We start from the raw sequence: 26,236 nt of genomic DNA, 5'->3' as shown, positions 1-26,236 counted from the left end.
GCGGGCATCCCGACAGGAGGGAAGCACCCTTTGAAAGATTTTTTTGATACCTGGAAATTCAAGATCCTTGTGGCCGTGGCGGTGTTTCTGGTGGGCATCATGGCCTATGCCGGTGCCAACGGACGCCTGACCGCTGCCCCGCAGGAACTGCTGGGCGTGATCCTGACCCCCTTCCAGAAGGCAGGGGCTGTGGTCAGCGGCGGTGTGGGCGCGATGTGGGAAAAATATGCCAGCATCGACAAGGTTATGGAACAGAACGAGCAGCTGACGGCGGAAAACGCCGAGCTGCGCCAGCAGATGGTGGATTATGACCGCATCAAGGCTGAAAACGAGGCCTACAAGGCACTGGCTAACATTCAGGAAAAGAACAGCAATGCCACCTATGTGTCCGGCTTTGTCATTGGCCGCGACCCGCTGGACGAGTTCGGCGGCTTCACGCTGGACAAGGGCACCGCAGACGGCGTAGCAGTGAACGATGCGGTCATCAGTGACCGGGGCTATCTGCTGGGCATGGTGGTAGAGGCTGATCCGACCAGCTGCAAGGTGATGACCATTCTGCACCCCAGCTTCAACGCGGCGGGCGTGGTATCCCGCACCCGGGAAAACGGCATTCTGAACGGCAATACCACCTATGCAGCGGACGGCCTGTGCACCCTGACCAATCTGGAGCGCAGCACCGAGACCCATGCGGGGGATCAGGTCATCACCACCGGTCTGGGCGGGGTGTTCCCCCCGGATCTTCTGGTGGGTACGGTGCAGGACGTGGTGCCGGAGACCAGCGGCAAATCCTCCATTGCGGTGGTGCGCCCCGGTGCCGACCCCCGCACCGCCAAGCACGTTTTTATCGTTACTGCGTACTAAGGAGGACACACTGCTATGGAATCTCGCCGCAGGCGCAGCCGCAGCCAGCTGCTGAAGTGGGGCTGTTATGTGCTGGCGCTGTTTGTGTGCGCCGCTTTGCAGACCACGCCCGGGCTGTTTCAGCTGGGGGAGGCAAAGCCGCTGCTGGTGCTGCCGCTGTGTCTGGCGGTGGCGGTATTTGAAGGAGAATTTGCCGGAGCACTGCTGGGCACGGTGGGCGGCCTTTTGTGGGATTGCACAGCCGGACGCACGGTAGGTATGCTGGCGCTGGAGCTGCTGCTGCTCTGCTTTGCGGTATCGGTGCTGGTACAGTTGTATCTGCAGGTGAACCCCGGCAATTTTGCCGCAGTAAGCACCGCAACGGCGCTGGTGGTGCTCTCGCTGGACTGGCTGTTTTTCTACTATATGCCGGGTTATACCGGCGCAGCGCTGCGGTATGTCACCTTTGTACTGCCCGGCGCGGTGCTGACCATCCCGGCAGCGCTGCTGGCCTTCTGGCTGGTGCAGCACATCCATGACGGGTTCAGGATCGACAACGGTGTGGTCTAGCCCGTAAAAGGAGAACCAGATGAACGAAAATGAACGCAAGGTCGTGGTGCGGCGGATGCTGCTGCTCATCGCAGTGGCCTGCACCATCATGGGGCTGTACACCTTCCGGCTGATCTTTTTGCAGCTGGTCAACGGGGACGACTTTAAGGCAAAAGCCACCAACACCACGGATTATAAGTTTACGGTCACCGCTGCGCGCGGCGATATCGTGGACAGCACCGGCAAGCACATCGCTACCACCAGCACCGGTTATAATGTGGTGCTGAACAAGCTGCAGATGGGAGATCAGGATCTGGACACCATGCTGCAGCAGATCGTGGAGCTTTTGCGCAAGAACGATGAAAAATGGCTGGACACCCTGCTCATCAGCGAGCCGGATGCCGCCGGAAACTATACCTTTACGGACAGCGCCGACAGTGCCAGCGACCAGAAAACGCTGGCAGACATGAAGGAGACGCTGGGTCTGCAGCAGTACGCCACCGCCAACGATGTGATGGAGATGCTGGTGGAGAAAAACCAGCTGGAAAGTTTCTCGCTGCCGTGGCAGCGGGTGCTGGCGGGCATCCATTACGAGATGGACCGACAGGCCTTTTCCAACGTAAATAACTTTGTTATGGCTGAAAACGTCAGTCAGGCGACGGTGGCTACCATCAAGGAGCATTCCCTCACGCTGCCGGGCGTGGAGATCGTGGAGACCAGCACCCGCAGCTATGAGCAGGGCGATATCCTGCCCGCTGTGCTGGGGCGCGTGGGCAAGATCACCGCCGAAAAGTGGAAGGTGACCGACGAAAACGGTCAGGTGACCTATCCGCTTAAGGAAAAAGGCTATAACATGAACGATGTGATCGGCATCTCCGGCCTTGAGTCCGTGTACGAGGATGAGCTGCGCGGCAAGGATGGTGTGGAGACCATCACCCGTAATTCGGACGGCGTGATCGTGGACACCAAGATCACCACCGTGCCGGAGCCGGGGCATACCGTGCAGTTGACCATCAACAGCGACTTTCAGCGGGCGGTGGACAAGGCCCTTGCCAATAACATCGATATGATCAACCGGGTGTACAACACCGGCGATATGAAAGCCGCTGCCGGTGCTGCGGTGGTGCTGAATGTGAAGGACGGCAGTGTGCTGGCGGCCTCCAACTATCCTAGCTTTGACCAGAACCTGTACGCCACCAACTATTCGGAGTACAGCGCCGACCCCAGCCTGCCCCTGTTCAACCGGGCGCTGCAGGGCCTGTACACCCCCGGCTCCACCTTTAAACCCTCGGTGGCAGTGGCGGCGCTGGACAGCGGCCTCATCAACCAGTACTCCACCGTCAACTGCACCGGCGTGTATACCTATTATAAGGACTACCGCCCCCGCTGCACCCGCCACGGCCACAGCGGCAACATTGATGTGGTCACCGCTATCAAGTGGAGCTGCAACATCTTCTTCTACGATGTGGGACGCCGCCTGACCAGTGACGTTTACGATGCCTACGCCTACAAGCTGGGTCTTGGTCAGCGCACCGGCGTGGAGGTAAACGAGGCTCTGGGACGCCTGACCAAAAAAACGGATAAAAACTACACCTCCTCGCTGGATATTCAGGCTGCTATCGGGCAGGGCAACACGGTGGTAAGCCCCATCCAGCTGGCTACCTACGCCGCTACACTGGCCAACAACGGCGTGCGCTACCGCACCCACTTCGTCAAGGCCATTCTGGATACCAACACCGGCGAGGTGCTCAGTGAGACTCAGCCGGAGGTGATGGATATCATCGAGGGCAACGGCAACACCTTTGAGCTGGTGCGGCAGGGCATGAAACAGGTGCCCAGCACCATCAGCGGCAAGATCTCCAGCTACCCCATTGCCATCGCCTGCAAGACCGGTACCCCCCAGCGAAGCGAGACTTATGCCTCGGGCAAGCACTACCTGAACGCCATGATGATCGCTTACCTCCCGGCAGATGACCCGGAGATCGCCATCGGCATCACGGTGGAGTACGGCGGCTACGGTGCCCGCACCGGTGATCTGGTGGTGGATATCGCCAACGCCTACTTTGCCATGAAGGACGGCACGCTGGAGGTAGACCCCTATGTGGACCCGCGCACCGTGGCACAGGAGGACGCCGCAGCATCGGATACCGCCGCCCAGACCGCTCCGGATGCTGCAAATGATGCACAGACCGATACCACAGCCGCGGAGCCGCAGCAGGCAACTGCCCCCGCAGGGGTGATAGAGGAAGAAAATAACGATGCACTGCTTGCGCAGTAAGGCGCAGCTGCGTGCAAAGCAGTGAATTTGAACGAAAATTTGAATATTGTGTCCAAAAACCTGTTGTAAATGAGTTGCGTTTGTGATATCATGTATAGCAAAGGAAATTTAGCAAGTGTTTTATATACAAATGTTTCAATAGAGGAGAGATCTACAGATGACGATTGCCCTGATCGCGCATGACTCCAAAAAGGAGCTGATGGTTCAGTTCTGCACGGCGTACTGCCGCATTCTGAGCCAGCATAAATTGGTGGCGACCGGCACTACCGGTAAACTGATTTCCGAGGCCACCGGCCTGCAGGTACAGCGTTTTCTGGCCGGTGTGCAGGGCGGTGACCAGCAGATCGCGTCCCGCATTGCCTGCAACGAGATCGACCTGCTGCTGTTCTTCCGCGACCCCATCAATGCAAAGCCCAGCGAGCCGAATGAGATGACTCTGCTGCGCCTGTGCGATGTGCACAACATCCCCATGGCCACCAACATCGCCACCGCCGAGGTGCTGATCCACGGCCTCGAGCGCGGAGATCTGGACTGGCGCGATATCGTGCACCCCCAGAACTAAAGTATGTAAAAAAGAAGCGCTGCATCGTACAGATGCGGCGCTTCTTTTTGCGTAGAAAGCGGTTGGCTCAGACTGTTCCGTTCACTTTAAAATCCTGTGCCATCTCCTGCACATCAGCGGCGGTAAACTCGCCCAAGGGCAGCAGCAGCCGGGCAAGGGTATCCTGCGGCAGCGCTGCCAGTGCGGCGCTCTCGTCCAGTGCAGCGTCCACAGCAGGGCAGACGGTGTGCACACCATCGCTGCCCAGCTCCACTCGGGCGTGGTGCCCGGTGGCAATGTACTGGATGCCCAGCTTGTCGGCAGCGGTCAGCAGGGCGGCAAACCGGGCGTCGTTGCCGCTGCCCAGCACCTCGGCGGGCTGGTCTGCCAGTGCTTCTGCCTTGAGCACGATGCACTCAATGCCAAGAGCCTCGGCAGCCTGCCGTGCGGCTGCGGCCCACGCGCTTTGGTCAGCGGCCAGCTGCACCACAGCCCCGGCCACGCCGAAGCCCTGCTGCTGCAAAATGCGCACCACAACGCCGCAATCTACGGAGCCGTCCATGCTGACAAGCACCTTGTCCTGTGTTTCGTAGGTGTCAAACCCGTTGCCGGGCAAAAATGCGTCGCTCATGTTCCTTGCCTCCCGCCATGTGCTTTGCTTTGTGCTACGGCCAGCTGGTCGCAGCGTTCGTTTCCCGGGTGGCCTGCGTGGCCCTTTACCCAGACGTAGGTGATCTTGTGCCGTGCCTCCTGCTCCAGTGCCTGTGCCCATAAGTCCGGGTTCAGGGCAGGGGAGCCGTCGGCTTTTTTCCAGCCCCGGCGCTTCCAGCCCTTGGCCCAGCCCTTTTCCAGCCCGTTGATGACGTACTGGCTATCGGAGCACAGCCGCACCTCGCAGGGCTCCTTGAGCTGGCGCAGCGCCTCGATAAAGGCCGTCAGCTCCATGCGGTTGTTGGTGGTGCTGGCGTCGCCGCCGCTCAGTTCCTTTTCGTACACCTTGCCGTCAAAGCGGTAGCGCAGCACCGCACCCCAGCCGCCCGGGCCGGGGTTGCCGCTGCAAGCGCCGTCTGTGTACACCTCTACCTGTTTCATGGGGTTCTCCTTATAGAATAGAATATCTTTATTTAGCGCTATTTTGCCCGGGATGTCAAGAGCCAATGTATACGCCGACCCAGTTTTGCCAAACCTTGGAATTGACAAAACCGGTGCGAGATACTATACTTAGCGTAACAAAATGCGTATAGGGGTGCACCAAAGGCGTGCGCCCGGCTGTTCCGGCAGAAACGCCACGGTCGCATCGAACAGATGGACTTACCTGGCCAAGAATCTCTTGCGGAACCAACAGCGCTGCTGCAAAAAGCACGCTGAACGATAAATTCTATACGATGCATCAACCGGAAGCCGATGCAGTTTCAGGTGCTTCCCCTGTGCAAGGTGCGGCTGCTCTCCCCGGTGGGGGCGCGGCCTGGCCTGCAATTGAATCTGGAGGTAAAGAATGGCTCAAGCAAAAGAAAATAATCCTACACCCCGTGCAAAAGCCCCGGCAGCGCCCAAGGCAGCCGCCGCAAATGGCACTGCTCCCGCAGGGGAAAAGCGCACCCGTCCCACCACCCGCCGCCCCTACTATAACCGCCGCCCGCGCCGTGCGCAGCAGCCCAAGGAGGCAGCGACCCCCATCCATATCTACCCGCTGGGCGGTCTGGGCGAGGTCGGCAAGAACATGACCGTCTACGAGTGCAACGGCGATATGATCATCGTGGACTGCGGTCTGGTGTTCCCGGACAGCGAGATGTTCGGCGTGGACATGGTCATCCCGGACTTCACCTTTGTGGTGCAGAACAAGGATAAGATCAAGGGTCTGCTCATCACCCACGGCCACGAGGATCACATTGGCAGCATTCCCTATCTGCTGCAAAAGATCAGCCTGCCGGTGTACGGCACCCGCCTGACCTGCGGCCTGATCAAGAACAAGCTGGAGGAGTTCGGCCTTGCCGGCAAGACCAAGTTTGTGGAGATCGTGCCCCGTCAGAAGATCAAACTGGGCTGCTTTACCGTGGAGCCTATCCATGTGAACCACTCCATCCCGGATGCTGTGGCTTTTGCTATCGACAGCCCCGCCGGTACCATCATCCAGACCGGCGACTTTAAAATTGATTACACCCCGCTGGCCTGCGGCGTGACCGACCTGTCCACTCTGTCCGAGTACGGACAGCGCGGTGTGCTGGCTCTGCTGAGCGACTCCACCAACGCGGAGCGCCCGGGCTTTACTGCTACCGAGCAGAAGGTGGCTGCCGGTGTGCGCAGCCTGTTTGCCCGCGCCCGCAATAAGCGCATTATCATTGCGACTTTTGCCTCCAACATCTACCGCGTGCAGCAGATCATCGATCTGGCTGTGGAGGATGGCCGCAAGGTGGCCTTCAGCGGCCGCAGCATGGTCAACAACACCGCCATGGCGCAGGAACTGGGCTATATGCACATCCCGGAGGGCACCCTGATCAGCGTAGACGAGCTGAACCAGTACCCGCCGGAGCAGGTGGTGCTGGTGACCACCGGCAGTCAGGGCGAGCCTCTGAGCGCGCTGAGCCGTATGGCCTCCTGCAGCCACCGTCAGGTACGGGTAGGCCCCGGCGACTTCATCATCATCTCCGCAAACCCCATCCCCGGCAACGAAAAGAGCGTGACCAAGATCGTCAACGGTCTGCTGCTGCTGGGCGCAGAGGTCATCTACGAGAGCATGTACGATGTGCACGTTTCCGGCCACGCCTGTCAGGAGGAGCAGAAGCTGATGCTCACCCTGACCAAGCCCAAGTACTTCCTGCCCGTGCACGGCGAGTATAAGCAGCTGAAAAAGCACGCCCTCACCGCTGCAAGTCTGGGCATTCCCACCAGCAACATCCTCATTGCGGAAAACGGCTCCAACGTTATCCTCTCGCAGGACGAGATGAAGCTGGGCGAGCCGGTGACCGCCGGTGCCGTCATGGTGGACGGCCTTGGCGTGGGCGATGTGGGCAACGTGGTGCTGCGGGACCGCAAGCACCTCTCCGAGGACGGTCTTGTCATCATCGTGGCTACCGTGGACAGCAAGACCGGCAAGGTGCTGGCCGGGCCGGATCTGGTAAGCCGGGGCTTCGTGTATGTGCGCGAGAACGAGAGCCTGATGGACGGTGCCCAGAGCATTGTGGAAAATGCACTGGAGCGCTGTGTGGACGAGCACGTCCGGGACTGGAACAGCGTAAAGACCCGTGTGCGTGAGGCACTGAGCAGCTATATCTACCGGCGCACCAAGCGCAGCCCGATGATCCTGCCCATCCTGATGGAGGTCTGATCCGGGCGCACCGCAAGGCGGTGCAGCGTCTGAGGAGGCAAAAAACCAATGAAACGTAAACCGAGATGGACACTGGAAATGCTTACGGCCAGTCTGGCGGTGCTGTGCGGCCTTTTGCTGCTGGTACTGCTGGTGCAGCGCCCCACGGCATGGCTGCTGCTGGCCGTGCTGGTGGTGCTGTGGGGCATAGGGGCAACCTTGTTCCGCTGCAAGCTGCGCCGCTGGGTGGTGCGCTGGACAAGCGGCACCACGTTTGAAAAATCCAAGGTGCAGTTCAGTCTGGAGCCCCTTTCCCAGCCTGCGGCGCTGCTCTCCGGCGAGACGGTGCTGTGGTACAACAGCCAGTTCCGCACCCGCCTGCTGGGCGGGCAGGATGTGCTGGCCAGCCGGGTGCAGAAGCTGCTGCCCGGGCTGGATCTGCAGCTGTGCCGCAAGCGCGAGGGACAGCTGCTGACCCTTGCCGACGGCTACTGGAGCGTGCACAGCTCCACCGTGCCCGGCGAAGCCGAAAGCGTGACCCTGCTGGTGCTGAACGAGGAGACCGAGTTGCGCCGCATTGAGGCAGAGTACAAGGCCAGCCGTCCGGGGTATCTTGCCTTCCAGCTGGACGGCTACGATGATGTGTTCGGGGATCTGATGGACAGCGAGCGCGCCCGCCTGCTGGAGGGCGTCAACCGCATTCTGGAGGATATGATCGGGCGCGGCAGCGGCTTTCTGCGCCGGGTAGGCAGCGGCGGCCGCTACATCGCAGTGGTGGAGGAGCGCCAGCTGGAGCAGTTCGCCAACCGCGGCTACGACGTGCTGGATAAGATCCGCGCACTGGACCCCAGTGTGAGCCTTTCAATGTCCATTGGTATCGGACGCGGCGCGCGCACCCTGCGGGAGGCGCAGGATATGGCCGAGCACGCACTGGATATGGCGCAGGGACGCGGCGGCGATCAGGCCGCTGAGATGACGCTGGACGGCTTTACCTTCTATGGCGGCGTGAGCCACGGCGTGGAAAAGCGCAGTAAGGTGCGCAGCCGCCTTGTGGCTGACCAGCTGGTCAAGCTGATCAAGGAGGCCGACCATGTGGTCATCATGGGTCACCGCATGAGCGATCTGGATGCCATCGGCGCAGCCGAGGGTGTGCTGCGCATTTGTAAGATCTGCGATGTGCCGGCGGTCATCGCCGTCCGGCGAGACGCTACGCTGGCGGCCAGTCTGATCGATGCGCTGTGCAAGGCGGGGCAGAAGGATGACTTCATCGACCCCAAGGACGCCCTGCCCATCATCTCCAAGCGCACCCTGTGCATTGTGGTGGATACATATCAGGCTGGCCTTGTGGAAAGCAAGGACATTCTGGAAAAATGCGGCAAGGTGGCCGTCATCGACCACCACCGCAAGGGCGTGGGCTACATCGAAAACCCGGCACTGGTCTGTCACGAGCCCTATTCCTCCTCGGCCAGCGAGCTGGTCACCGAGCTGTTGCAGTATGTGGGCGAGCGGGACGACAAGCCCAACCGCGTGGAGGCCGAAGGTCTGCTTGCCGGCATTTTGCTGGATACGCAGGACTTTACCCTGCACACCGGTGTGCGTACTTTTGAAGCCGCTGCTGCCCTGCGCCGCTACGGCGCAGAGACCGAGCGGGTGCGCCGATTGTTCGATGTGACCATGGTGGAATACAACGCCAAGGCCGATTTGGTGGAAAAGGCGCAGATGTACAAAAACTGTGCCATCTCCATTGGCGGCGAGGTCGCCCCGGAAGCCCGGGTCGCCATTGCGCAGGCTGCCAACGACCTATTGCGCATTCAGGGCGTGGACGCCAGCTTTGTGGCAGTGCAGGTGGGCAACGGGGTCAACGTCTCTGCCCGCAGCATGGGTGCCGTGAATGTGCAGGTGATCATGGAGTCGCTGGGCGGCGGCGGCCATCAGACCATGGCAGCAGCGCAGCTGAAGCACATCACCCCGCAGGCGGCACGCAGCCGCATTCAGGATGCCATCGACCAATATTATCTCTCCCAGAAAAAGACTACGCCGGAAGCACGACCGGCAAAAGGGGAATAAAACATGAAACAGTACGATTATCTCATCGTTGGTGCCGGTTTGTTCGGTGCCGTGTTTGCCCACGAAGCCAAAAAGGCGGGCAAAAAGTGTCTGGTCATCGATAAGCGCGACCATATCGCGGGCAACATCTACACCGAGAATGTGGAGGGCATCAACGTGCACCGCTACGGTGCGCATATCTTCCACACCAACAATAAGGCTGTGTGGCAGTATGTGAACCAGTTTGCAGAGTTCAACCGCTACACCAACAGCCCGGTGGCCAACTACCACGGCCAGATCTACAACCTGCCCTTCAACATGAATACCTTCAACAAGATGTGGGGCGTTGTGACTCCTGCCGAAGCCAAGGCCAAGATCGAGGAGCAGAAGGCCGCTGCGGGCATTACCGACCCGCAGAACCTGGAAGAGCAGGCCATCAGCCTTGTGGGCACCGATATCTACGAAAAGCTCATCAAGGGCTACACCGGCAAGCAGTGGGGACGCCCCTGCACCGAGCTGCCCGCCTTTATCATCAAGCGCCTGCCGGTGCGCTTTACCTACGATGACAACTACTTTAACGCCCTGTATCAGGGCATCCCCAATGGCGGTTACACCGCTATGGTGGAAAAGATGCTGGCCGGTACCGAAGTGCACCTGAACGTGGATTATCTGGCCGACAAGGCTGCGCTGGACGCACTGGCTGAGAAGGTGGTCTACACCGGCCCGGTGGACGCCTACTTCGGCTACCGTCTGGGTGCGCTGCAGTACCGCAGCGTCCGCTTCGAGACCGAGGTACTGGACACCGACAACTATCAGGGCAACGCGGTGGTCAACTACACCGACGCCGAGACCCCTTATACCCGCATCATCGAGCACAAGCACTTCGAGTTCGGCACCCAGCCCAAGACCGTCATCAGCCGGGAGTACAGCGCCGAGTGGAAAAAAGGCGACGAGCCCTACTATCCTGTCAACGATGAGAAGAACGGCGCCCTGTATGCGCAGTATAAGGCACTGGCCGATGCCGAGCCGGGCGTGATCTTCGGCGGCCGTCTGGGCGAGTATAAGTACTACGATATGGACAAGGTCATTGAGGTAGCGCTGGACGTGGCCGCAAAGGAGCTGGCGTAAATGCCCCGCTTCCTCTTGCCCAAAAACGACAAATGCGCTATACTATTACCATAAGACTGCACCGGTTTTCCGGTGAGAAGTGAGGGATACTATCATGAAAGTGATTCTGAAGCAGGATATCAAGGGCATTGGCAAGAAGGACGAGATCCACGAGGTCTCCGACGGCTACGCCCGCAACTACCTGTTCCCGCGCAAGCTGGCCGCTGTGGCGGATGCCAGCGCTGTGAACATGGCCCGCGGCAAGGAGGCCGCAGCCGATTTCCACGAGGCTGAGAACGTGGCAGCCGCCAAGGCTCTGGCTGCCAAGATCGAGGGCAAGACTGTGACCATCAAGGCCAAGGGCGGCGCATCCGGCCGTCTGCACGGCAAGGTGACCGGCAAGGAAGTTGCCGAGGCACTGGCTGCGCTGGCAGGTGCACCCATCGACAAAAAGAAGATCGAGCTGGAGACCAAGGACATCAAGGATGCCGGCGTGTTCAACGGCAAGGTCCGTCTGTACGTTGGCGTCGTGGCTTCCTTCAAGATCCAGGTGGAAGTGGAACAGGCCTGATCTGTGTGCCGTTTGCGCCCCCTCACAGCAGGGGGCGCTTTTTGGCTTTACAGGATGCTTTGGATTTTGGATAAGGACAAACTACTATGCCGAACGAACGACGTTATTCCAATGAACTGAATCTGGAGAGCGTGGGCATCAATCTGCCCTACAATATGCAGGCAGAGCAGAGCGTGCTGGGCGCGGTGCTGCTCAAGCCCGACACCCTGACCGATCTTGTGGAGATCCTCAAGCCGGAAATGTTCTACACCCGGCAGAACGCCCAGATCTGGACCGAGATGCTGCGCCTGTTCACCAACGACCAGACCATCGATTTTGTCACCCTGCTGGATGCAGTGGTGTCCGATGGTGTGTTCCCCAGCGCAGACGAGGCCAAGATCTATCTGACCGGTCTGGCGGAAACGGTGCCCAGCATCTCCAATGTAAAGGCCTACGCCCAGATCGTGCAGGAAAAATATCTGGTGCGCCAGCTGATGGGCGTTGCCAAGGACATTTTGCAGGACGCCGGAGACGAGCCGGACGCCGACCTTCTGCTGGAAAACGCAGAGCAGCGCATCTACGAGATCCGCTCCGGCCGCGATTCCAGCGCCCTGACCCCGCTTTCGTCCAGCATGGTGGAAACGCTGACCAACCTGCAAAAGATCAGCGGCCCGGATGCGGATAAGTACAAGGGCATCCCCACCGGTTTCCGTCTGCTGGACACCGTGCTTACCGGCCTTGGCCGCGGCGATCTGGTCATTCTGGCAGCTCGTCCCGGTATGGGCAAAACCAGTTTTGCACTGAACATCGCCACCCGCGTGGCCATGCAGCAAAAGGTGCCGGTGGCCATCTTCAGTCTGGAAATGACCAAGGAGCAGCTGACCAACCGTATCCTCTCGTCGGAGGCCGGTATCGACAGTCAGGCCTTCCGTACCGGTGCGCTGCGCGCCGAGGACTGGGAGTATCTGGCGCTGGCAACTGAAAAACTGCACGATGCACCGATCTATATGGACGATACCTCCGGTATCACCATCACCGAGATGAAGGCCAAGATCCGCCGGGTGAATCAGGACCCTGCCCGCCCCAACGTGGGCCTGATCGTCATCGACTATCTGCAGCTGATGACAACCGGCCAGCGCAGCGAGAACCGTGTGCAGGAGATCAGCTCCATCACCCGAAACCTGAAGATCATGGCTAAGGAGCTGAACGTGCCCATCATCGCGCTGAGCCAGCTGTCCCGTGCAGTGGAAAAGCAGGGCAACAACTCCAGCCACCGCCCGCAGCTTTCGGACCTGCGCGACTCCGGTTCCATCGAGCAGGACGCAGACTGCGTTCTGTTCTTGTACCGCGACTCCTACTACGCCAGCCAGAACCCGGATGGCGCCGAGGTGGATGCCGATACCGCCGAGTGCATCGTGGCAAAGAACCGTCACGGCGAGACCAGCACCGTGCCGCTGGGCTGGGATGGTGCCCACACCCGCTTTATGGATGTGGACTTCAAACGCTGATGGATACCGCGATTCTTGCCCGGGTGGAGGATTTCTGCATCCGGGAGGGGCTTTTGCAGCCCGGCGCACCGCAGCATCTGGCGGCGGCAGTCTCCGGCGGCGCGGACAGCATGGCGCTGCTGCTTTTGCTGCGGCAATTGCGGCCGAGGTTCGGCTATACGCTTTCTGCCTGCCATGTGAACCACGGTCTGCGCGGGCAGAGCGCCGACCGGGACGAGGCCTTTGTGCGGGCGGAATGCGCCCGCCTGGGCGTGCCGCTGCGGGTGTTCCATGCGGCAGAGCTGGCAGTGCCCCCGGCACACGCCGGGGAGGACTGGGCGCGCCGTCTGCGTTACACGGCCTTTGCGCAGCTGCAAGGGCAGGGGATAGATGCCATCGCTACGGCCCATACTGCAAATGACCAAGCCGAAACGCTGCTGCTGCGGCTGGCGCGCGGCACCGGTCTGCACGGTGCAGGCGGCATCCGGCCAAGGCGCGGATGCTACCTGCGCCCGCTGCTCTGCCTGAGCCGCGCCGAGACCGAGGCCGTCTGCCGGGCAGCAGGACAGCCGTGGGTCACCGACGAGACCAACGACACCGACGCCTACGCCCGCAACCGTCTGCGCCACAGCGCCCTGCCTGCGCTGGAAAGCACCAACGCGGCGGCGGTGCAGAATCTGGCGCGGTTCTGTGAAAAGGCCGCGCGGGCAGATGTCTACTTTGCCGCTGAGGCTGCAAGGCTTCTGGCGGCGGCACGCCTGCCCGGCGCAGAACCGGCGTGGCAGCTGGCGCCCTTGCAGGCGGCAGACCCCCTGCTGCTGGAAACTGCGCTGCACAGTCTTGTGGCTCCGGTGCGGGATGCAGAGGAAAAATATGTGCAGCTGCTGTGCGCCGTGGTGCGGCAGGGCAGCGGTGCAGTACAGCTGACCGGACAGGTGCGTTTTTGCGCCGGAAACGGCTGCCTGCGGCAGGAAACGCTGCCGCAAGCGCTGCCCCGGCAGCTGGAGAGCGCACCGCAGCAAGTGCCCCTTTTGCCCGAAAAACAGCCGGAATTCCGGCTGCGCGGGGGCTGGAAGGGGAAAGCGGAGCTGTTAACAGCCGATTTTGAAGAAAAAATACAAGTCGTTCATAAAAAAGACTTAAAAAATCGGGCGGATTATGCTAGAATAACTACGTTGTACACTGGCCTTGTGCTGCGTGCCCGACAGCCGGGAGACCGCTTCCGGCCTGCGGGGCGGGGCTTGAGCAAACCGCTGCGAAAGTGGATGAACGAGGCCGGCGTCCCGAACGAACTGCGAGATACGCTGCCGCTGCTTGCCAGCGGAAGCGAAATTTTATGGGTGTGTGGAGAAGGCTTTGCCGATGGCCTTGCACCGGACACGGAAAGCAGATGGATCCTGCACTTGGATGCAGAGATCGAAACACAGGAGGAAAAAACAAATGAGTATGCACGATGATATCAAGACCGTTCTGGTCAGCGAAGAGCAGCTGAAGGCCAAGGTGGCAGAGCTGGGCGCTCAGATCAGCCGGGATTATGCCGGTAAAAATCTGGTGCTGGTGTCCATCCTCAAGGGCTCGGTGGTCTTTATGGCCGATCTGATGCGGGCTGTGAGCATCCCCTGCAATATCGACTTTATGGTGGTCTCCAGCTACGGCGGCAGCAACACCACCACCAGCGGTCTGGTCAAGATCATCAAAGATCTGGACGGTGATCTGTCTGGCAAGGATGTGCTGATCGTGGAGGACATTCTGGACACCGGCGTCACCCTGTCCAACCTTGTGCCCATGCTCAAGATGCGCAACCCGAACTCCGTTAAGATCTGCACCATCCTTGATAAGCCCAGCCGCCGCAAGGCCAACATCCAGCCTGATTACGAGGGCTTTCAGGTGCCTGACGAGTTCGTGGTGGGCTATGGTCTGGACTACGATGAAAAATACCGCAACCTGCCCTATGTCGGTGTGCTGAAGCCCGAGGTCTACACGAAGTAACGTGTCCATTATAAAAATCCAGAACTGGAGTTGATTTTTTTGCAACCGAAGAAACCCCGTTTCAATCCGCTGGTGATCGCCATTGTGCTGGCAGCCGTGCTGATGGTGTGGTCGGTGCTGGGCGGCACCGGCGGCAACGCCAACGGCTCCTCCATGGCTTATTCCACGGTGGTACACTATTTTGAGAGCAATCAGGTCACCAAATTCTCGCTGGATCTGAATACCGGCGTGATCACCATGACCCTGAAGGAGGGCGCACAGGAGCTGCCCAACGCTGCCGAGCAGAGCACCACCCAGTCCACGGGCGGACTGCTTTCCGGCCTGCTGTCCTCCTCTTCCGCTGCCCCCACCGGGGTGAAGAAGAACGAGGACGGCACCGAGACGGTCAGCTATAAGCTGCCCTACGCCCGGATGTTCGTGGACCATGTGTCGGACTACATCGCCCAGTACGATGCAGCCAACCCCGATGCGCCCATGGTGTACGACTATGTGCCCGCCAAGGAGACCATCCCTTGGATGGAGATCCTGTTCTATCTGGCTATGTTGGGCTGCACCGGCTTTTTGCTGTTCTCCATGATGCGTGGCGGCGCCGGTGGCGGCGGCATCATGAACGTGGGCAAGGCCAAGGTAAAGGACGAGCACGAGAACAAAAAGACTGCCACCTTTGCCGATGTGGCCGGTGAGGACGAGGAAAAGGAGGAGCTCAAGGAAGTTGTGGAGTTCCTCAAGAGCCCCGACAAGTTCAATACGCTGGGTGCCCGCATCCCGCATGGTGTGCTGTTGGTGGGCCCTCCGGGTACCGGTAAGACCTTGCTGGCGCGTGCCTGTGCAGGCGAGGCGGGGGTGCCCTTCTACTCCATCTCCGGCTCTGACTTTGTGGAGATGTATGTCGGCGTGGGCGCATCCCGCGTGCGTGACCTGTTCGATAAGGCCAAAAAGACCATGCCCTGCATCATTTTCATCGACGAGATCGATGCTGTGGGTCGTCAGCGCGGCGCAGGTCTGGGCGGCGGTCACGATGAGCGCGAGCAGACCTTGAACCAGCTGCTGGTGGAGATGGACGGCTTTGAGGCCAACGACGGCATCATCGTCATGGCGGCCACCAACCGTGCCGACATTCTGGATAAGGCGCTGCTGCGTCCCGGCCGTTTTGACCGTCAGGTCTATGTGGGTCTGCCGGATGTCAAGGGACGCGAGGAGATCCTGAAGGTTCATACCCGCAACAAGCCCCTTGCACCGGACGTCTCCCTGAAGGTTATTGCCCAGCGCACCGCCGGTTTTGCCGGTGCAGACCTTGAGAACCTTGTCAACGAGGCCGCGCTGCTGGCAGCCCGCCGCAACCGCAAGGCCATTACCATGGAGGATATCGAGGAAGCCTCCATGAAGGTGATGGCTGGCCCCGAGAAGAAGAGCCGCGTGGTCACCCCGGAGGAGAAAAAACTCACCGCCTACCACGAGGCCGGTCACGCAGTGGCAGGCTTCTACTGCAAGCATCATCCCCGCGTGCACGAGATCACCATCATCCCGCGCGGTCAGGCCGGCGGCTACACCATGTATCTGCCCGAGAAGGATCGCAGCTATGTGACCAAGGGTGAAATGTTTGAGGACATCGTGTCCAGCTTGGGCGGCCGCGTGGCCGAGCAGCTGATCTTGGAGGACATCTCCACCGGTGCTTCCAACGACCTGCAGCAGGCCACCAATATCGCCCGCCAGATGATCACCCGCTACGGCTTCTCCGAGCGTCTGGGCCCCGTGGTTTACGGCACCTCGCAGGAGGAGACCTTCCTTGGCCGCGACTTTGGTCAGGGCAAGGGTTACAGCGAGACCACCGCTGCCGAGATTGACAGCGAGACCCGCGATATCATTGACGAGGCCTACGAGACCTGCCGCCGCACCCTGACCGAGCACATCGACCAGCTCCATGCGCTGGCCAAGGCTCTGATGGAGCGCGAAAAGCTCAACGAGGAGCAGTTCAACACCATTATGGCCGGCGGCACCCTGCCTCCCTGCGAGGATGCAAAGCCCGAGCAGGCACAGCCCGACCAGACCATGCAGCCCGCCCCGGTGCAGCCTGCAGAGCCTGCGGAGACTGCCGAGCGTGCAGAACCCGCCGAGCAGGCCGAGCCTGCCCAGCCGGAAATGCCGCAGCCGGATGCACCGGAGCAGCAGGACTAAGCTTTTTTTAGGAAAGGAGCGAGCATCGTGGAGGAAAATTTTAACCCGGTCGCACAGACCCGCGCAAACTACTATACCCCCGGCAGTCCGGTGCAGTTTGTCTGCGTGGAGCTGCTCAAGGGAGACGTCAGCGGCGAGCACGCTGTCTGCCTGACCTTTAAGAATATTTCCCGCGTGACCCTGACCGCACTGGAGATCCACTTCAAGTGCAAGGGCGTGGATGGCGTGATCCTGTGCGAGGATAAGTTCGAGTACCGGGATCTGCAGGTAAAACCCGGCGAGCTGTTTGGGCAGGATGATGCCGTGTTCATCACGGCCAAGGCCATCACCAGCGTGGATGTTACCCTGTGCAATGTGTACAACGGCAAGCGCGTGGTGCATTTGGACGGAATCAAGCGTGTGCGTCTGCCCGCACCCCGCCGTCTGGCTCCGGAGCTGCAAAAGGCGCTGGAGGCCCGCATGAACCGCACCGGGCTCAAGTATCAGCCGCAGGTGTTCGAGAACGGCTGGTACTGCGCCTGTGGCGCCTTCCACCCCACCGAGGAGGACACGGTTTACTGCTCGGAGTGCGGCTGCGACCGTATCCTGTTGCAGAACGCGCTGAACACTCTGCTGCAGCCCGCTGCCCCGGCAGACGAGATGGAAATGCCCCTTAACGCCCCGGCTGCTCCCGCAGCGCCCGCTGCGGTGGAGGAGCCTACCCGCATCGTGGGCGCAGCCCCTGCTGCTCCGGCGGCTCCCGTAGAAGAGCCCACCCGGGTCGTGGGAGCACCGGTCTACGAGCCAAAGGCTGACCCCATCCAGCCTGTCTCGGAGCCTACCCGGGTGCTGGATGCCTCTGTCCGCGCACCGCATTCCGGCGCTGCTGCGGCAGACGAGGGTACCCGCGTGATCCCCACCCGCCGTCCGGCTCCGGTGCGTCAGCCCGCGCCTGTGGAGGAGGACGAAGAGTACGAGGATAACCGGGACAGCGTGGCAGAAGCGCTGATCCGCTGGGTGCCGCCTATTACGGCCATCCTGTGTGCAGCCATCGCGCTGTGCGGCTTTGTGTACTACCAGTTCGTGCTGTAAAATAAGAGATCATCCCGGCGGAGGGGGCAGCGTGCCTTCTCCGCCTTTTGTGTGCACTGCACAGAAAGAGGAAATACCATGCCGGAACAAGCCTTACAGGTGGCTTTTGAGATCAAGACCGCCTGCGATGAGATCAGCCGCCGCCTGCTGCGCTGGCACTGGGAGCGCAAGCCCGGGGCGCACAGTCTGGATGCACTGCTGGAGCATATTGCTGCCCGCAAGCAGGAAAGCCCGGATTATTATGACCGTATGCCGGATCTTACCGGCAAGACCAGCTGGCAGCAGCTGGACACTACCCTTTGTATGCGGGTGCTGCTGGACCCGGAGAACGATGCCGCCCGCCCGCTGGACCTGCTGGGCAACACGGCGCACCCCTCTGCCGCCCGCCATGCCTGCAACGCCATCCGCACCGCCCGCAACGAAGCTGCTCACGCGGCAGTTGCAGCGGACGGCGCACAGGCAGCCCTGCTGTTCAACGAAGCCATTGAGGCGCTGGAGGAGGGCTACGCCGGTACTGCCTTTAAGGAAAACGAACTGGCGCAGTATTACCGCGAGGCAGAGGACTACCTGAACCGGTGCAGCGAGGGCAAACCTCTTAAAGCGCGCCAGAGCAGCCCGCAGAACACACAGCAGGGGAAAGCTGCTGCCCGCAGCAAGCCCCGCAGTGCACAGCAGACCCGCAGCACCAAAAACACTGCCGCCCGCAGCCGCAGCACCGGTACAAAGCAGAGCCGCAGCACAGCCTCCCGCAGCAAAAAGCAGCAGACCGGCGGCGAGAGCAGGGTGGCACTTGGCATTATTCTGGCAGCGCTGGTGCTGGGACTTATCGCACGCGCCATCAGCATGGGACTTGTATAAGCGCTACGGTTTTCGCAATTCTGGCGGTAAATCAGAAAGCAAGATTGTTTGGATTGTGTAAAATCACCAAAAAAGCAGCGGGCAGCCCCACAGAAAAACGGTCATTGCACCTCTTGCGGGAAATATGAAACGGATTTATAATAAGCATGAAAACGTTTACACATTACCACCGGAGAGGGAACGGAGAAAAGAACCTCATGACCATCAGTGATATTGCAAAGATGGCAGGCGTTTCCAGCGCTGCGGTCAGCCGCTATTTGAACGGCGGCCCCCTCAGCGAGCAGAAGCGCGCCGTGATACAAGCCGTAGTGGAAAAGACCGGCTACAGCCCGGATACTGCGGCGCAGACCCTGCGCACCGGCAAGGTGCGTCAGGTGGGGGTCATTGTGCCCAGCATCAGCTCCCAGTCGGTGGGGCAGATCACCAGCGGCATTGCAGCCGAGCTGGGGGCCAGCCGCTACCTGATGCTGCTGGCAGACACCGAGCTGGACGGGCAGATGGAGCTGGAATATCTTACAGCGCTGCAGCGCAACCATGTGGCCGGTATCATCCTGCTGGGCTATGATTCCAGCCCGCAGCTGTGCAAGGCGCTGAAGGACTGCCGTGTGCCTGTGGTGGTAACGGGGCAGCGTTTTGCAGACCTGCCCTGCGTTTATAACGACGACCGCTCTGCTGCCCGCGACCTGACCCGGAAGATGCTGGAGCATGGCCGCAAAAATATCGTGTACATCGGCGGCAGCGAGCAGGACGCCGCCACCGGCATAGCCCGCCGTCAGGGTGTGCAGGATGCACTGCGGGAGGCCGGACTGAACGCAGATGGTCTGCCCCGCGCTTACTGCGCCGCCTTTTCCATGGAAGAAGGGCACCGCTGCATGGAAGAGCTGCTGGCACGCTGCCCGCAGTTGGACGGTGTGGTCTGCGTGACAGACACCGTGGCCTTTGGCGCTTTGCAGGTGCTGCGCGCTGCCGGGCGCAAAGTAGGGCAGGATGTCGGCCTTGCAGGCATCGGAGACAACTGGGCAGGCAAGGTGGTGGAACCCGGCCTGACCACCATCCGCTTTTATCAGCGGCAGGTCGGGCAGGAGGCTGCCCGGATGCTGCTGCAAAGCTTAGAGCATACCGGGCCGGACGCTGCACCGGTACGCCAGACCACGCTGGGCTATACGCTGGTAGAGCGAGGCTCACTGTAAAAAAAGAGGAACGAATGAAACAAAAACTGATTTTTTTAGACATTGATGGCACTCTGCTGCCCCCGGGCGAGATGCTGATCCCCCAAAGCACGGTGGAAGCGCTGCACAAAGCACATGCCAATGGCCACAAGCTGTTTCTGTGCACCGGGCGCAACCTGCGCATGACCCAGCCGCTGCTGGACTATGGCTTTGACGGCGCGGTATGCAGCGCCGGCGGTTATGTGTTCTGCGGGGATAAGGTGCTGGTAGACCTGCCTATGGAGCCGCAGCTGGCACAGGGCGTGCGCAGCGCCATGGAGCGCCACGGCGTGGAGTGCACGCTGGAAGCGCGGGATGCCACCTACGGCAGCCTGAAGATGATCGAGCGCTGGAGCTTCACCCACCGGGATGCAGGCCCCCTGAACAGCGAAGCCGCCCGCTGGCGCAAGGCCATGGAGGACGGCATGACCATGAGCCCGCTGGCCGAGTACAAGGGCGAGCCGCTGTATAAGATCGTATATATCGCAGAGCGCAGCGAGGACTTGAACGATGCCAAGCGCCTGTACGAGGACAGATTCGTGTTCTGCGAGAGCAAGCTGGACGGTCTGAACGGCGGCTATGTGAACGGCGAGCTCATCAACCGCAAGTTTGATAAGGGGCGCGGCATCAAGGCCGTATGTGACTATCTCGGCGTGCCCCTGCAGAACAGCATCGGCTTTGGCGACAGCGACAACGACCTGCAGATGACCGATGTGGTCGGCATCAGTGTCTGTATGGCCGACGGCTCTGCAAGCTTGAAGCAGCGCTGCGACCGCATTGCCCCCTCGGTGTACGAGGACGGCATTTCTAAGGAATTTGCAGCCTTGGGGCTGATTTGAGATTTCTTTTAGTAAAAACAGGGCAGGGGAACATCCGCAGACGTTCCCCTGCCCTAAAATTATAAATAATACTTTCGCATCATTTTGTAACAAAAAAGCGCTGCACGGTATTTTGTGCGGCGCTCTCTTTATATTGACAGATCAGTAGTGCAGATCCTCTGCGGTCAGCGCTTCCAGCACGGGCAGCATGGCAGCGGCTTCAGCCTTGGCGGCAGGCAGATCCATATCGCGGTAGTTGCCGCACTCCACCTCGCTGGCACCGGGCACGGCACCCTCAAAATCGGCCATAAAGCGGTAGGCATCCACCGTCAGCTGCAGCGCCTGTGCCGGGGTCAGCCCTCGGGTGAGCAGGTAAAAGCCGGTGCGACAGCCCATGGGGCCAACATAGATCACCCCATTCTTCACGGCGCTGTTGCGCGCGTAGGTGGCAAACAGATGCTCCAGCGTGTGGGCGGCAGCAGTGGTCAGGTAATCGCCCTGATTGGGCTTTTTCATGCGGATGTCCCAGGTGAGCACATCGCCGTCCTGACGGCTCAGATACATCCCGCGCTCCAGCCGTGTGTGATCCACGCAAAAGCTTGCGATACGTTCCATACTACGGTTCTCCTTTATCAGCCCTGCAGGCGCTGCACACTGCCGTGTGCGCAGTCCACAGCCACCATCAGGCCATCGCGGATGTGGCTGGTAGCACCGGCGGCACCAACAACGGTGGGCTTCAGCAGTGCCTTGCCGGCAATGGCGGCGTGGCTGTTCAGGCCGGGCTCCTCTACCACCAGAGCGGCAGCGTCGCGCACAAAGCTCAGCATCTCATTGCTGGTGGAAGGAACTACCAGCACCATGCCGGGCTTGAACTTGGCGCGCACCTCGTCCATGGTGCGGCAGACGCAGGCCTTGCCGCTGGCAACATCGTTGTTCTCAGGGCCGACACCCACGCCGGTAGCCAGACAGTTGCCCACCATGTGGATCTTGATCATGTTGGTGGTGCCGGAAACGCCCACGGGCACGCCTGCGGTCACAACAGCCAGCTCGCCGTTGTGCAGGTAGCCGTTCTCCTTGGCCAGAGCGGTGGACATCTCGATCAGCTCATCGGTGCTGTGTGCCAGAGACATCATCAGCGGGGTGATGCCCCAACTCAGGGACAGCTGACGCTGCACCTGCTCGCGCATGACGCAGGCAATGATGGGCTGCTGCGGGCGGTACTTGCTCAGCAGGCGGGCAGTGGTGCCGGACTCAGACACGGTCACGATGGCGGCGGCGTTCACATCCCGTGCGGTCAGGCAGGCGGCATGGGCGGTAGCGTCAGAGACGCTGATCTTGCCGGGGTTGGAATCCATCATGCGGCCGCGCAGATGGAAACCCTCCTGCTCAGTGCGCTCGGCAATGGCGGACATGGTCTTGAGCGCCTCCACAGGGTAGGCACCGGCAGCGGTCTCACCGGACAGCATAATGGCAGAGGTGCCGTCGTAGATGGCGTTTGCCACGTCCGAGATCTCGGCGCGGGTGGGGCGGGGGTTCACGATCATGCTGTCCAGCATCTGGGTAGCGGTGACGATGGGCTTGCCGAAGGAGAAGGAGCGGTCGATGATGGTCTTCTGGATGCCGGGCAGTTCGGTGAAGTCGATCTCCACGCCCAGATCGCCACGGGCCACCATCACGGCATCGGCAGCAGCCAGAATGCTGTCAATGTTGTTCACGCCCTCGCGGTTCTCGATCTTTGCAATGATGCGGATGTTGGAATCGTACTGGTTCAGCAGGTTGCGGATATCGTACACGTCCTGTGCGGTGCGCACAAAGGAAGCGGCGATGAAATCATAGCCCTGCTGGATGCCGAAGATGATATCGTCCTTATCGCGCTGGCTCATATACGGCATGGACAGGTGTACGCCGGGCACGTTGACGCCCTTCTTGTTCTTGATCTTGCCGTTGTTCAGCACGGTGCAGACGATGTCGGTGTCGTTCACGGTCTGGATCTGCAGCTTGATCAGGCCGTCGTCCAGCATGATGGTGCCGTTCGGCTCCACGTCCATGGGCAGATCCTTATAGGTGATGGAGCAGATCTCGTTGGTGCCCTCCACATCGCGGGTGGTCAGGGTAAAGGTCTGGCCTGCAACCAGATTCTCAACGCCGTTCTTGAAGTCCTTCAGGCGGATCTCGGGGCCCTTGGTGTCCAGCAGTGCGGCCACGGGCTTGCCCAGCTCCTCGCGCAGAGCCTTCAGCTTTTCAAGGCGTCCCAGATGCTCCTCGTGGGAACCGTGGGAAAAATTGAAACGAGCTACGTTCATGCCGTTGGCGATCAGCTCGCGCAGAACGCCTTCCTTATCGGTGGAAGGGCCAAGGGTGCAAATAATTTTCGTCTTTCTCATGCAATATACCTCCGTCAACTCTCTCTTACCTATATCCGGCACAGCATCCCTGCAGGCTGCTGTGTATGACCAATGGGAGTAAAAGCTCCCGGTACAGCGGGTCGGTTTATATGGCAGAGCGGGAAAACCCAAAACTCTACCACCTATTATTATAATCATTCCGGCGCAAGAGAGCAAGAGGAATTTTTGCTTGAATACAAGTTTTTGCATCTGTTGATGCCCAAAGGAAAGATTGCAAAACTTTTAACGATGCGCCGCAGCTTTCTGCGTGCTGTCTGACAGGGGAAAACTGCTGCAAAACGTGAAAACTGATAAGAACATACAAGACTGCTTCCTCTTGCATCGGAGGGGGTTTTTGCTTATAATAGGGGTAATAAAGTAGTACTGTTCCGGGGAACGCCCGGAGAATGGAGTGACCATTATGGAAAAACGCGTTTTTCTGATCGTGCTGGACAGCTTTGGCATCGGCGCAGAGCCGGACGCCGCTGCCTTTGGCGATGCAGGCACCAACACCCTGGGTGCCATTGCGAACCACCCCAATTTCAATTGCCCCAACCTGCGCAAGCTGGGCTTGTTCAACATTGACGGCGTGACCGCAGGGGAAAAGACGGATGCCCCGGCGGCTGCCTTTGCCCGCCTGCAGGAGCAGAGCATGGGCAAGGATACCACCATCGGCCACTGGGAAATCGCCGGTGTGGTCAGCCCGGAGCCGCTGCCCACCTTCCCCGAGGGCTTCCCGGAGGAGCTGATCCGGGAGTATGAGCAAAAGACCGGCCACAAGGTACTGTGCAACAAGCCCTATTCCGGCACGCAGGTGCTGAAGGACTACGGCGAGCAGGCCATGCGGGAAAACGCCCTCATCGTCTATACCAGCGCCGACAGCGTTTTTCAGGTGGCCGCCAACGAGGAGCTTGTGCCGGTGCAGGAACTGTACCGCTACTGCGAGATCGCCCGGGAAATGCTCAAGGGCAAGTACGGCGTAGGTCGTGTGATCGCCCGCCCCTTCCTGGGCAACAGCGCGGATACCTTCTACCGCACCACCAACCGCCACGACCTGAGCCTGAAGCCGCCCCGCGCCACCATGCTGGATCTGCTGAAGGATGCCGGTAAGGACGTGATCGCCGTGGGCAAGATCTACGATATCTTTGACGGCGAGGGCGTGACCGAAAAGATCAAGACCACCGGTAACACCAACGGCATCGCCTTTACCAAGGCTCTGCAGACCCGGGATTTTGAAGGCCTTGCCTTCGTGAATCTGGTAGACTTTGATATGCTCTACGGCCACCGCCGCGATGTGGCAGGCTACGCTGCCGCCGCTACGGAGTTCGACCGTTTTCTGGCCGATTTCCTGCCGGGGATGCGGGAGGGCGACCTGCTCATGATCACTGCCGACCACGGCTGTGATCCCTCCTACACCAAGACCACCGACCATACCCGCGAGTATGTGCCGTATCTGGTCTGCGGCAAGGGTGTGAAGGCGGGGACGGATCTGGGCACCAAGCTGTGCTTCGGCACCATCGCCCAGACCATCTGCGAATATCTGGAAGTGGACGCTTCCACGCTGGACGGCAAGAGCGTATGGCAGGAGATCCGGGCATAAAACGCCCCAAAAACAATAAGAACAGGAGCGTGAAACGATGCGTATTTATGATCTGATCGCAAAAAAGCGGGATGGCGGCACCCACACCCGGGAGGAGCTGGAAGCTATTGTCAACGGCTTTGTCAGCGGGGAAGTGGCTGACTACCAGATGGCCGCATGGATGATGGCGGTGTATCTGCGCGGCATGACCAATGAGGAGACCGCTGAGCTGACCGATGTGATGGCGCACAGCGGTGTGATGGTAGACCTTTCGCCCATTCCGGGCATCAAAGTGGACAAGCACTCTACCGGCGGTGTGGGCGATAAGACCACGCTGGTCATTGCACCCATCGTGGCGGCCTGCGGGGTGAAGATCGCTAAAATGAGCGGCCGGGGTCTCGGCCACACCGGCGGTACCATCGACAAGATGGAGAGCGTGCCCGGCACAAAGACCGCCCTCTCGCAGGAGGAGTTTTTTGCACAGGTGAACCAGATCGGTCTGTCGGTCATCGGCCAGAGCGAGGGTATCGCTGTGGCGGATAAAAAGATGTACGCTCTGCGGGACGTTACAGCTACCGTCAGCTGCATCCCGCTGATTGCGTCCAGCATCATGTCCAAAAAGCTGGCCTCCGGTTCGGACGCCATCCTGCTGGACGTCACCACCGGCACCGGTGCTTTTATGAAAACTGTTGACCAGAGCATTGAGCTGGCACAGCTGATGGTCGCCATTGGCACCCACCATGGCCGCCGGGTAGCTGCCATGATCACCGATATGGACACCCCGCTGGGGCACAACATCGGCAACAGTCTGGAAGTGATGGAGAGCATGGACGTGCTCAAAGGCCACGGCCCGGCAGACCTGACCGAGGTGTGCCTGCAATTGGCGGCCAACATGCTGGTACTGGCAGGCAAGGGCGATGCCGCCCACTGCCGCGCTATGGCCGAGGCTGTCATTGCGGACGGCTCTGCCTTTGCCAAGTGCAAGGAAATGTTTGCCGCGCAGGGCGGCGACATCCGGGTGCTGGATGATTACAGCCTGTTTGCACAGCCCGCCGCCAGCTACGAACTGCTGGCCGAGCAGGACGGCTACATTGTGGCCAACGATGCGGAAAAGATCGGTTCTGCCAGCGTGCTGCTGGGCGCAGGCCGCCAGAAAAAGGGCGACCCGCTGGACTTTGCCGCCGGTATCACCCTGCACAAAAAGCGCGGTGACTACGTCCATAAGGGCGAAAGCCTTGCCACCTTCTACGGCGTTGCGGACAAGTTTGAAGCTGCCGCAGCCGAGTACCGCAGCGGCCTTGTGTACGGCGCTGAAAAGCCGGAGGAAGCCCCGCTGGTGTACGCCCTTGTCACCAAAGACGGCGTAGAGCGGTACTGAGACCGGACAGCAAGGGAGAACCCTGTTTTCCGCGAAAATGCAAGGTCGGGCAGCCCGCAGGCTGACCGACCTTG

22 protein-coding genes are annotated in these 26,236 nt (G+C 60.3%); 18 read left to right on the top strand and 4 right to left on the bottom strand.

Annotation, left to right across the window (positions count from 1 at the left end):
- The first annotated feature begins 30 nt into the window (after positions 1 to 30).
- The 4 genes from mreC (at position 31) to mgsA (ending at position 4,229) form a co-directional block, all read left to right on the top strand.
- Positions 31 to 861, top strand: coding sequence for a rod shape-determining protein MreC (gene mreC, locus MTP43_RS08590; protein ID WP_005923501.1), 831 nt, complete (start codon positions 31 to 33; stop codon positions 859 to 861).
- Positions 862 to 876: 15 nt separating this feature from the next.
- The gene (mreD, locus tag MTP43_RS08585; protein WP_005923504.1) at positions 877 to 1,410 is read left to right on the top strand and encodes a rod shape-determining protein MreD; all 534 of its coding nucleotides are present in this window, start codon (positions 877 to 879) and stop codon (positions 1,408 to 1,410) included.
- A gap of 19 nt (positions 1,411 to 1,429) precedes the next feature.
- Complete coding sequence (locus tag MTP43_RS08580; RefSeq protein ID WP_005923507.1) at positions 1,430 to 3,667, top strand: peptidoglycan D,D-transpeptidase FtsI family protein; 2,238 nt, start codon at positions 1,430 to 1,432, stop codon at positions 3,665 to 3,667.
- Between the two features lie 157 nt (positions 3,668 to 3,824).
- A complete protein-coding gene (gene mgsA, locus MTP43_RS08575) occupies positions 3,825 to 4,229 on the top strand; it encodes a methylglyoxal synthase (protein WP_005923510.1) in 405 nt (134 codons plus the stop codon).
- Positions 4,230 to 4,296: 67 nt separating this feature from the next.
- Here mgsA and MTP43_RS08570 read toward each other — a convergent pair whose 3' ends face one another.
- Together MTP43_RS08570 and rnhA are read right to left on the bottom strand one after the other, a co-directional pair.
- Positions 4,297 to 4,839: a hypothetical protein gene (locus MTP43_RS08570; RefSeq protein WP_005923513.1), complete on the bottom strand. Its 543-nt coding sequence runs from the start codon at positions 4,837 to 4,839 to the stop codon at positions 4,297 to 4,299.
- Positions 4,836 to 5,300, bottom strand: a complete 465-nt coding sequence (gene rnhA, locus MTP43_RS08565; RefSeq protein ID WP_249234740.1) for a ribonuclease HI — start codon at positions 5,298 to 5,300, stop codon at positions 4,836 to 4,838. Before rnhA ends, MTP43_RS08570 begins: the two co-directional genes overlap by 4 nt.
- A gap of 403 nt (positions 5,301 to 5,703) precedes the next feature.
- Between rnhA and MTP43_RS08560 the strand changes: the two genes are divergently transcribed.
- The 12 genes from MTP43_RS08560 to MTP43_RS08505 all read left to right on the top strand — a co-directional run bounded on the left by MTP43_RS08560 (position 5,704) and on the right by MTP43_RS08505 (position 20,842).
- Positions 5,704 to 7,533: a ribonuclease J gene (locus tag MTP43_RS08560; protein ID WP_005923523.1), complete on the top strand. Its 1,830-nt coding sequence runs from the start codon at positions 5,704 to 5,706 to the stop codon at positions 7,531 to 7,533.
- A gap of 48 nt (positions 7,534 to 7,581) precedes the next feature.
- Positions 7,582 to 9,579, top strand: coding sequence for a DHH family phosphoesterase (locus MTP43_RS08555; protein WP_215676034.1), 1,998 nt, complete (start codon positions 7,582 to 7,584; stop codon positions 9,577 to 9,579).
- A 3-nt stretch (positions 9,580 to 9,582) separates the two neighbouring features.
- On the top strand, positions 9,583 to 10,686 hold the full coding sequence (gene glf, locus MTP43_RS08550) for a UDP-galactopyranose mutase (RefSeq protein WP_249234739.1): 1,104 nt from the start codon (positions 9,583 to 9,585) through the stop codon (positions 10,684 to 10,686).
- A gap of 94 nt (positions 10,687 to 10,780) precedes the next feature.
- On the top strand, positions 10,781 to 11,236 hold the full coding sequence (gene rplI, locus MTP43_RS08545) for a 50S ribosomal protein L9 (RefSeq protein WP_005923531.1): 456 nt from the start codon (positions 10,781 to 10,783) through the stop codon (positions 11,234 to 11,236).
- 86 nt (positions 11,237 to 11,322) lie between these two features.
- On the top strand, positions 11,323 to 12,723 hold the full coding sequence (dnaB, locus tag MTP43_RS08540) for a replicative DNA helicase (protein ID WP_055185048.1): 1,401 nt from the start codon (positions 11,323 to 11,325) through the stop codon (positions 12,721 to 12,723).
- Entirely contained in the window at positions 12,723 to 14,159 is a 1,437-nt protein-coding gene (tilS, locus tag MTP43_RS08535) for a tRNA lysidine(34) synthetase TilS (RefSeq protein ID WP_249234738.1), read from the top strand. Before dnaB ends, tilS begins: the two co-directional genes overlap by 1 nt.
- Complete coding sequence (hpt, locus tag MTP43_RS08530; protein WP_015537883.1) at positions 14,143 to 14,691, top strand: hypoxanthine phosphoribosyltransferase; 549 nt, start codon at positions 14,143 to 14,145, stop codon at positions 14,689 to 14,691. Before tilS ends, hpt begins: the two co-directional genes overlap by 17 nt.
- Positions 14,692 to 14,721: 30 nt before the next feature.
- Positions 14,722 to 16,866: an ATP-dependent zinc metalloprotease FtsH gene (gene ftsH / locus MTP43_RS08525; protein WP_249234737.1), complete on the top strand. Its 2,145-nt coding sequence runs from the start codon at positions 14,722 to 14,724 to the stop codon at positions 16,864 to 16,866.
- A 27-nt stretch (positions 16,867 to 16,893) separates the two neighbouring features.
- Positions 16,894 to 17,937: a hypothetical protein gene (locus MTP43_RS08520; RefSeq protein WP_113621135.1), complete on the top strand. Its 1,044-nt coding sequence runs from the start codon at positions 16,894 to 16,896 to the stop codon at positions 17,935 to 17,937.
- A 78-nt stretch (positions 17,938 to 18,015) separates the two neighbouring features.
- Positions 18,016 to 18,795: a hypothetical protein gene (locus tag MTP43_RS08515; RefSeq protein WP_113621134.1), complete on the top strand. Its 780-nt coding sequence runs from the start codon at positions 18,016 to 18,018 to the stop codon at positions 18,793 to 18,795.
- 197 nt (positions 18,796 to 18,992) lie between these two features.
- Positions 18,993 to 19,985: a LacI family DNA-binding transcriptional regulator gene (locus MTP43_RS08510; protein WP_113621133.1), complete on the top strand. Its 993-nt coding sequence runs from the start codon at positions 18,993 to 18,995 to the stop codon at positions 19,983 to 19,985.
- Between the two features lie 14 nt (positions 19,986 to 19,999).
- Positions 20,000 to 20,842, top strand: coding sequence for an HAD family hydrolase (locus MTP43_RS08505; RefSeq protein WP_113621132.1), 843 nt, complete (start codon positions 20,000 to 20,002; stop codon positions 20,840 to 20,842).
- 141 nt (positions 20,843 to 20,983) lie between these two features.
- Here MTP43_RS08505 and MTP43_RS08500 read toward each other — a convergent pair whose 3' ends face one another.
- On the bottom strand, positions 20,984 to 21,436 hold the full coding sequence (locus tag MTP43_RS08500) for an S-ribosylhomocysteine lyase (RefSeq protein WP_112121164.1): 453 nt from the start codon (positions 21,434 to 21,436) through the stop codon (positions 20,984 to 20,986).
- A 17-nt stretch (positions 21,437 to 21,453) separates the two neighbouring features.
- On the bottom strand, positions 21,454 to 23,205 hold the full coding sequence (gene pyk / locus MTP43_RS08495; protein WP_113621131.1) for a pyruvate kinase: 1,752 nt from the start codon (positions 23,203 to 23,205) through the stop codon (positions 21,454 to 21,456).
- A 421-nt stretch (positions 23,206 to 23,626) separates the two neighbouring features.
- Between pyk and MTP43_RS08490 the strand changes: the two genes are divergently transcribed.
- Both MTP43_RS08490 and MTP43_RS08485 read left to right on the top strand, forming a co-directional pair.
- Positions 23,627 to 24,805 carry a phosphopentomutase gene (locus MTP43_RS08490; RefSeq protein ID WP_005923562.1) on the top strand — a complete coding sequence of 393 codons (1,179 nt, stop codon included), beginning with the start codon at positions 23,627 to 23,629 and terminating at the stop codon, positions 24,803 to 24,805.
- Positions 24,806 to 24,842: 37 nt separating this feature from the next.
- Entirely contained in the window at positions 24,843 to 26,162 is a 1,320-nt protein-coding gene (locus MTP43_RS08485) for a thymidine phosphorylase (RefSeq protein WP_005923565.1), read from the top strand.
- Positions 26,163 to 26,236: the final 74 nt, after the last annotated feature.

The organism is Faecalibacterium sp. IP-1-18 (assembly GCF_023347355.1).
Classification (GTDB): Bacteria; Bacillota; Clostridia; order Oscillospirales; family Ruminococcaceae; genus Faecalibacterium; species Faecalibacterium prausnitzii.
This window is presented reverse-complemented; position numbering and strand designations above follow the sequence as displayed.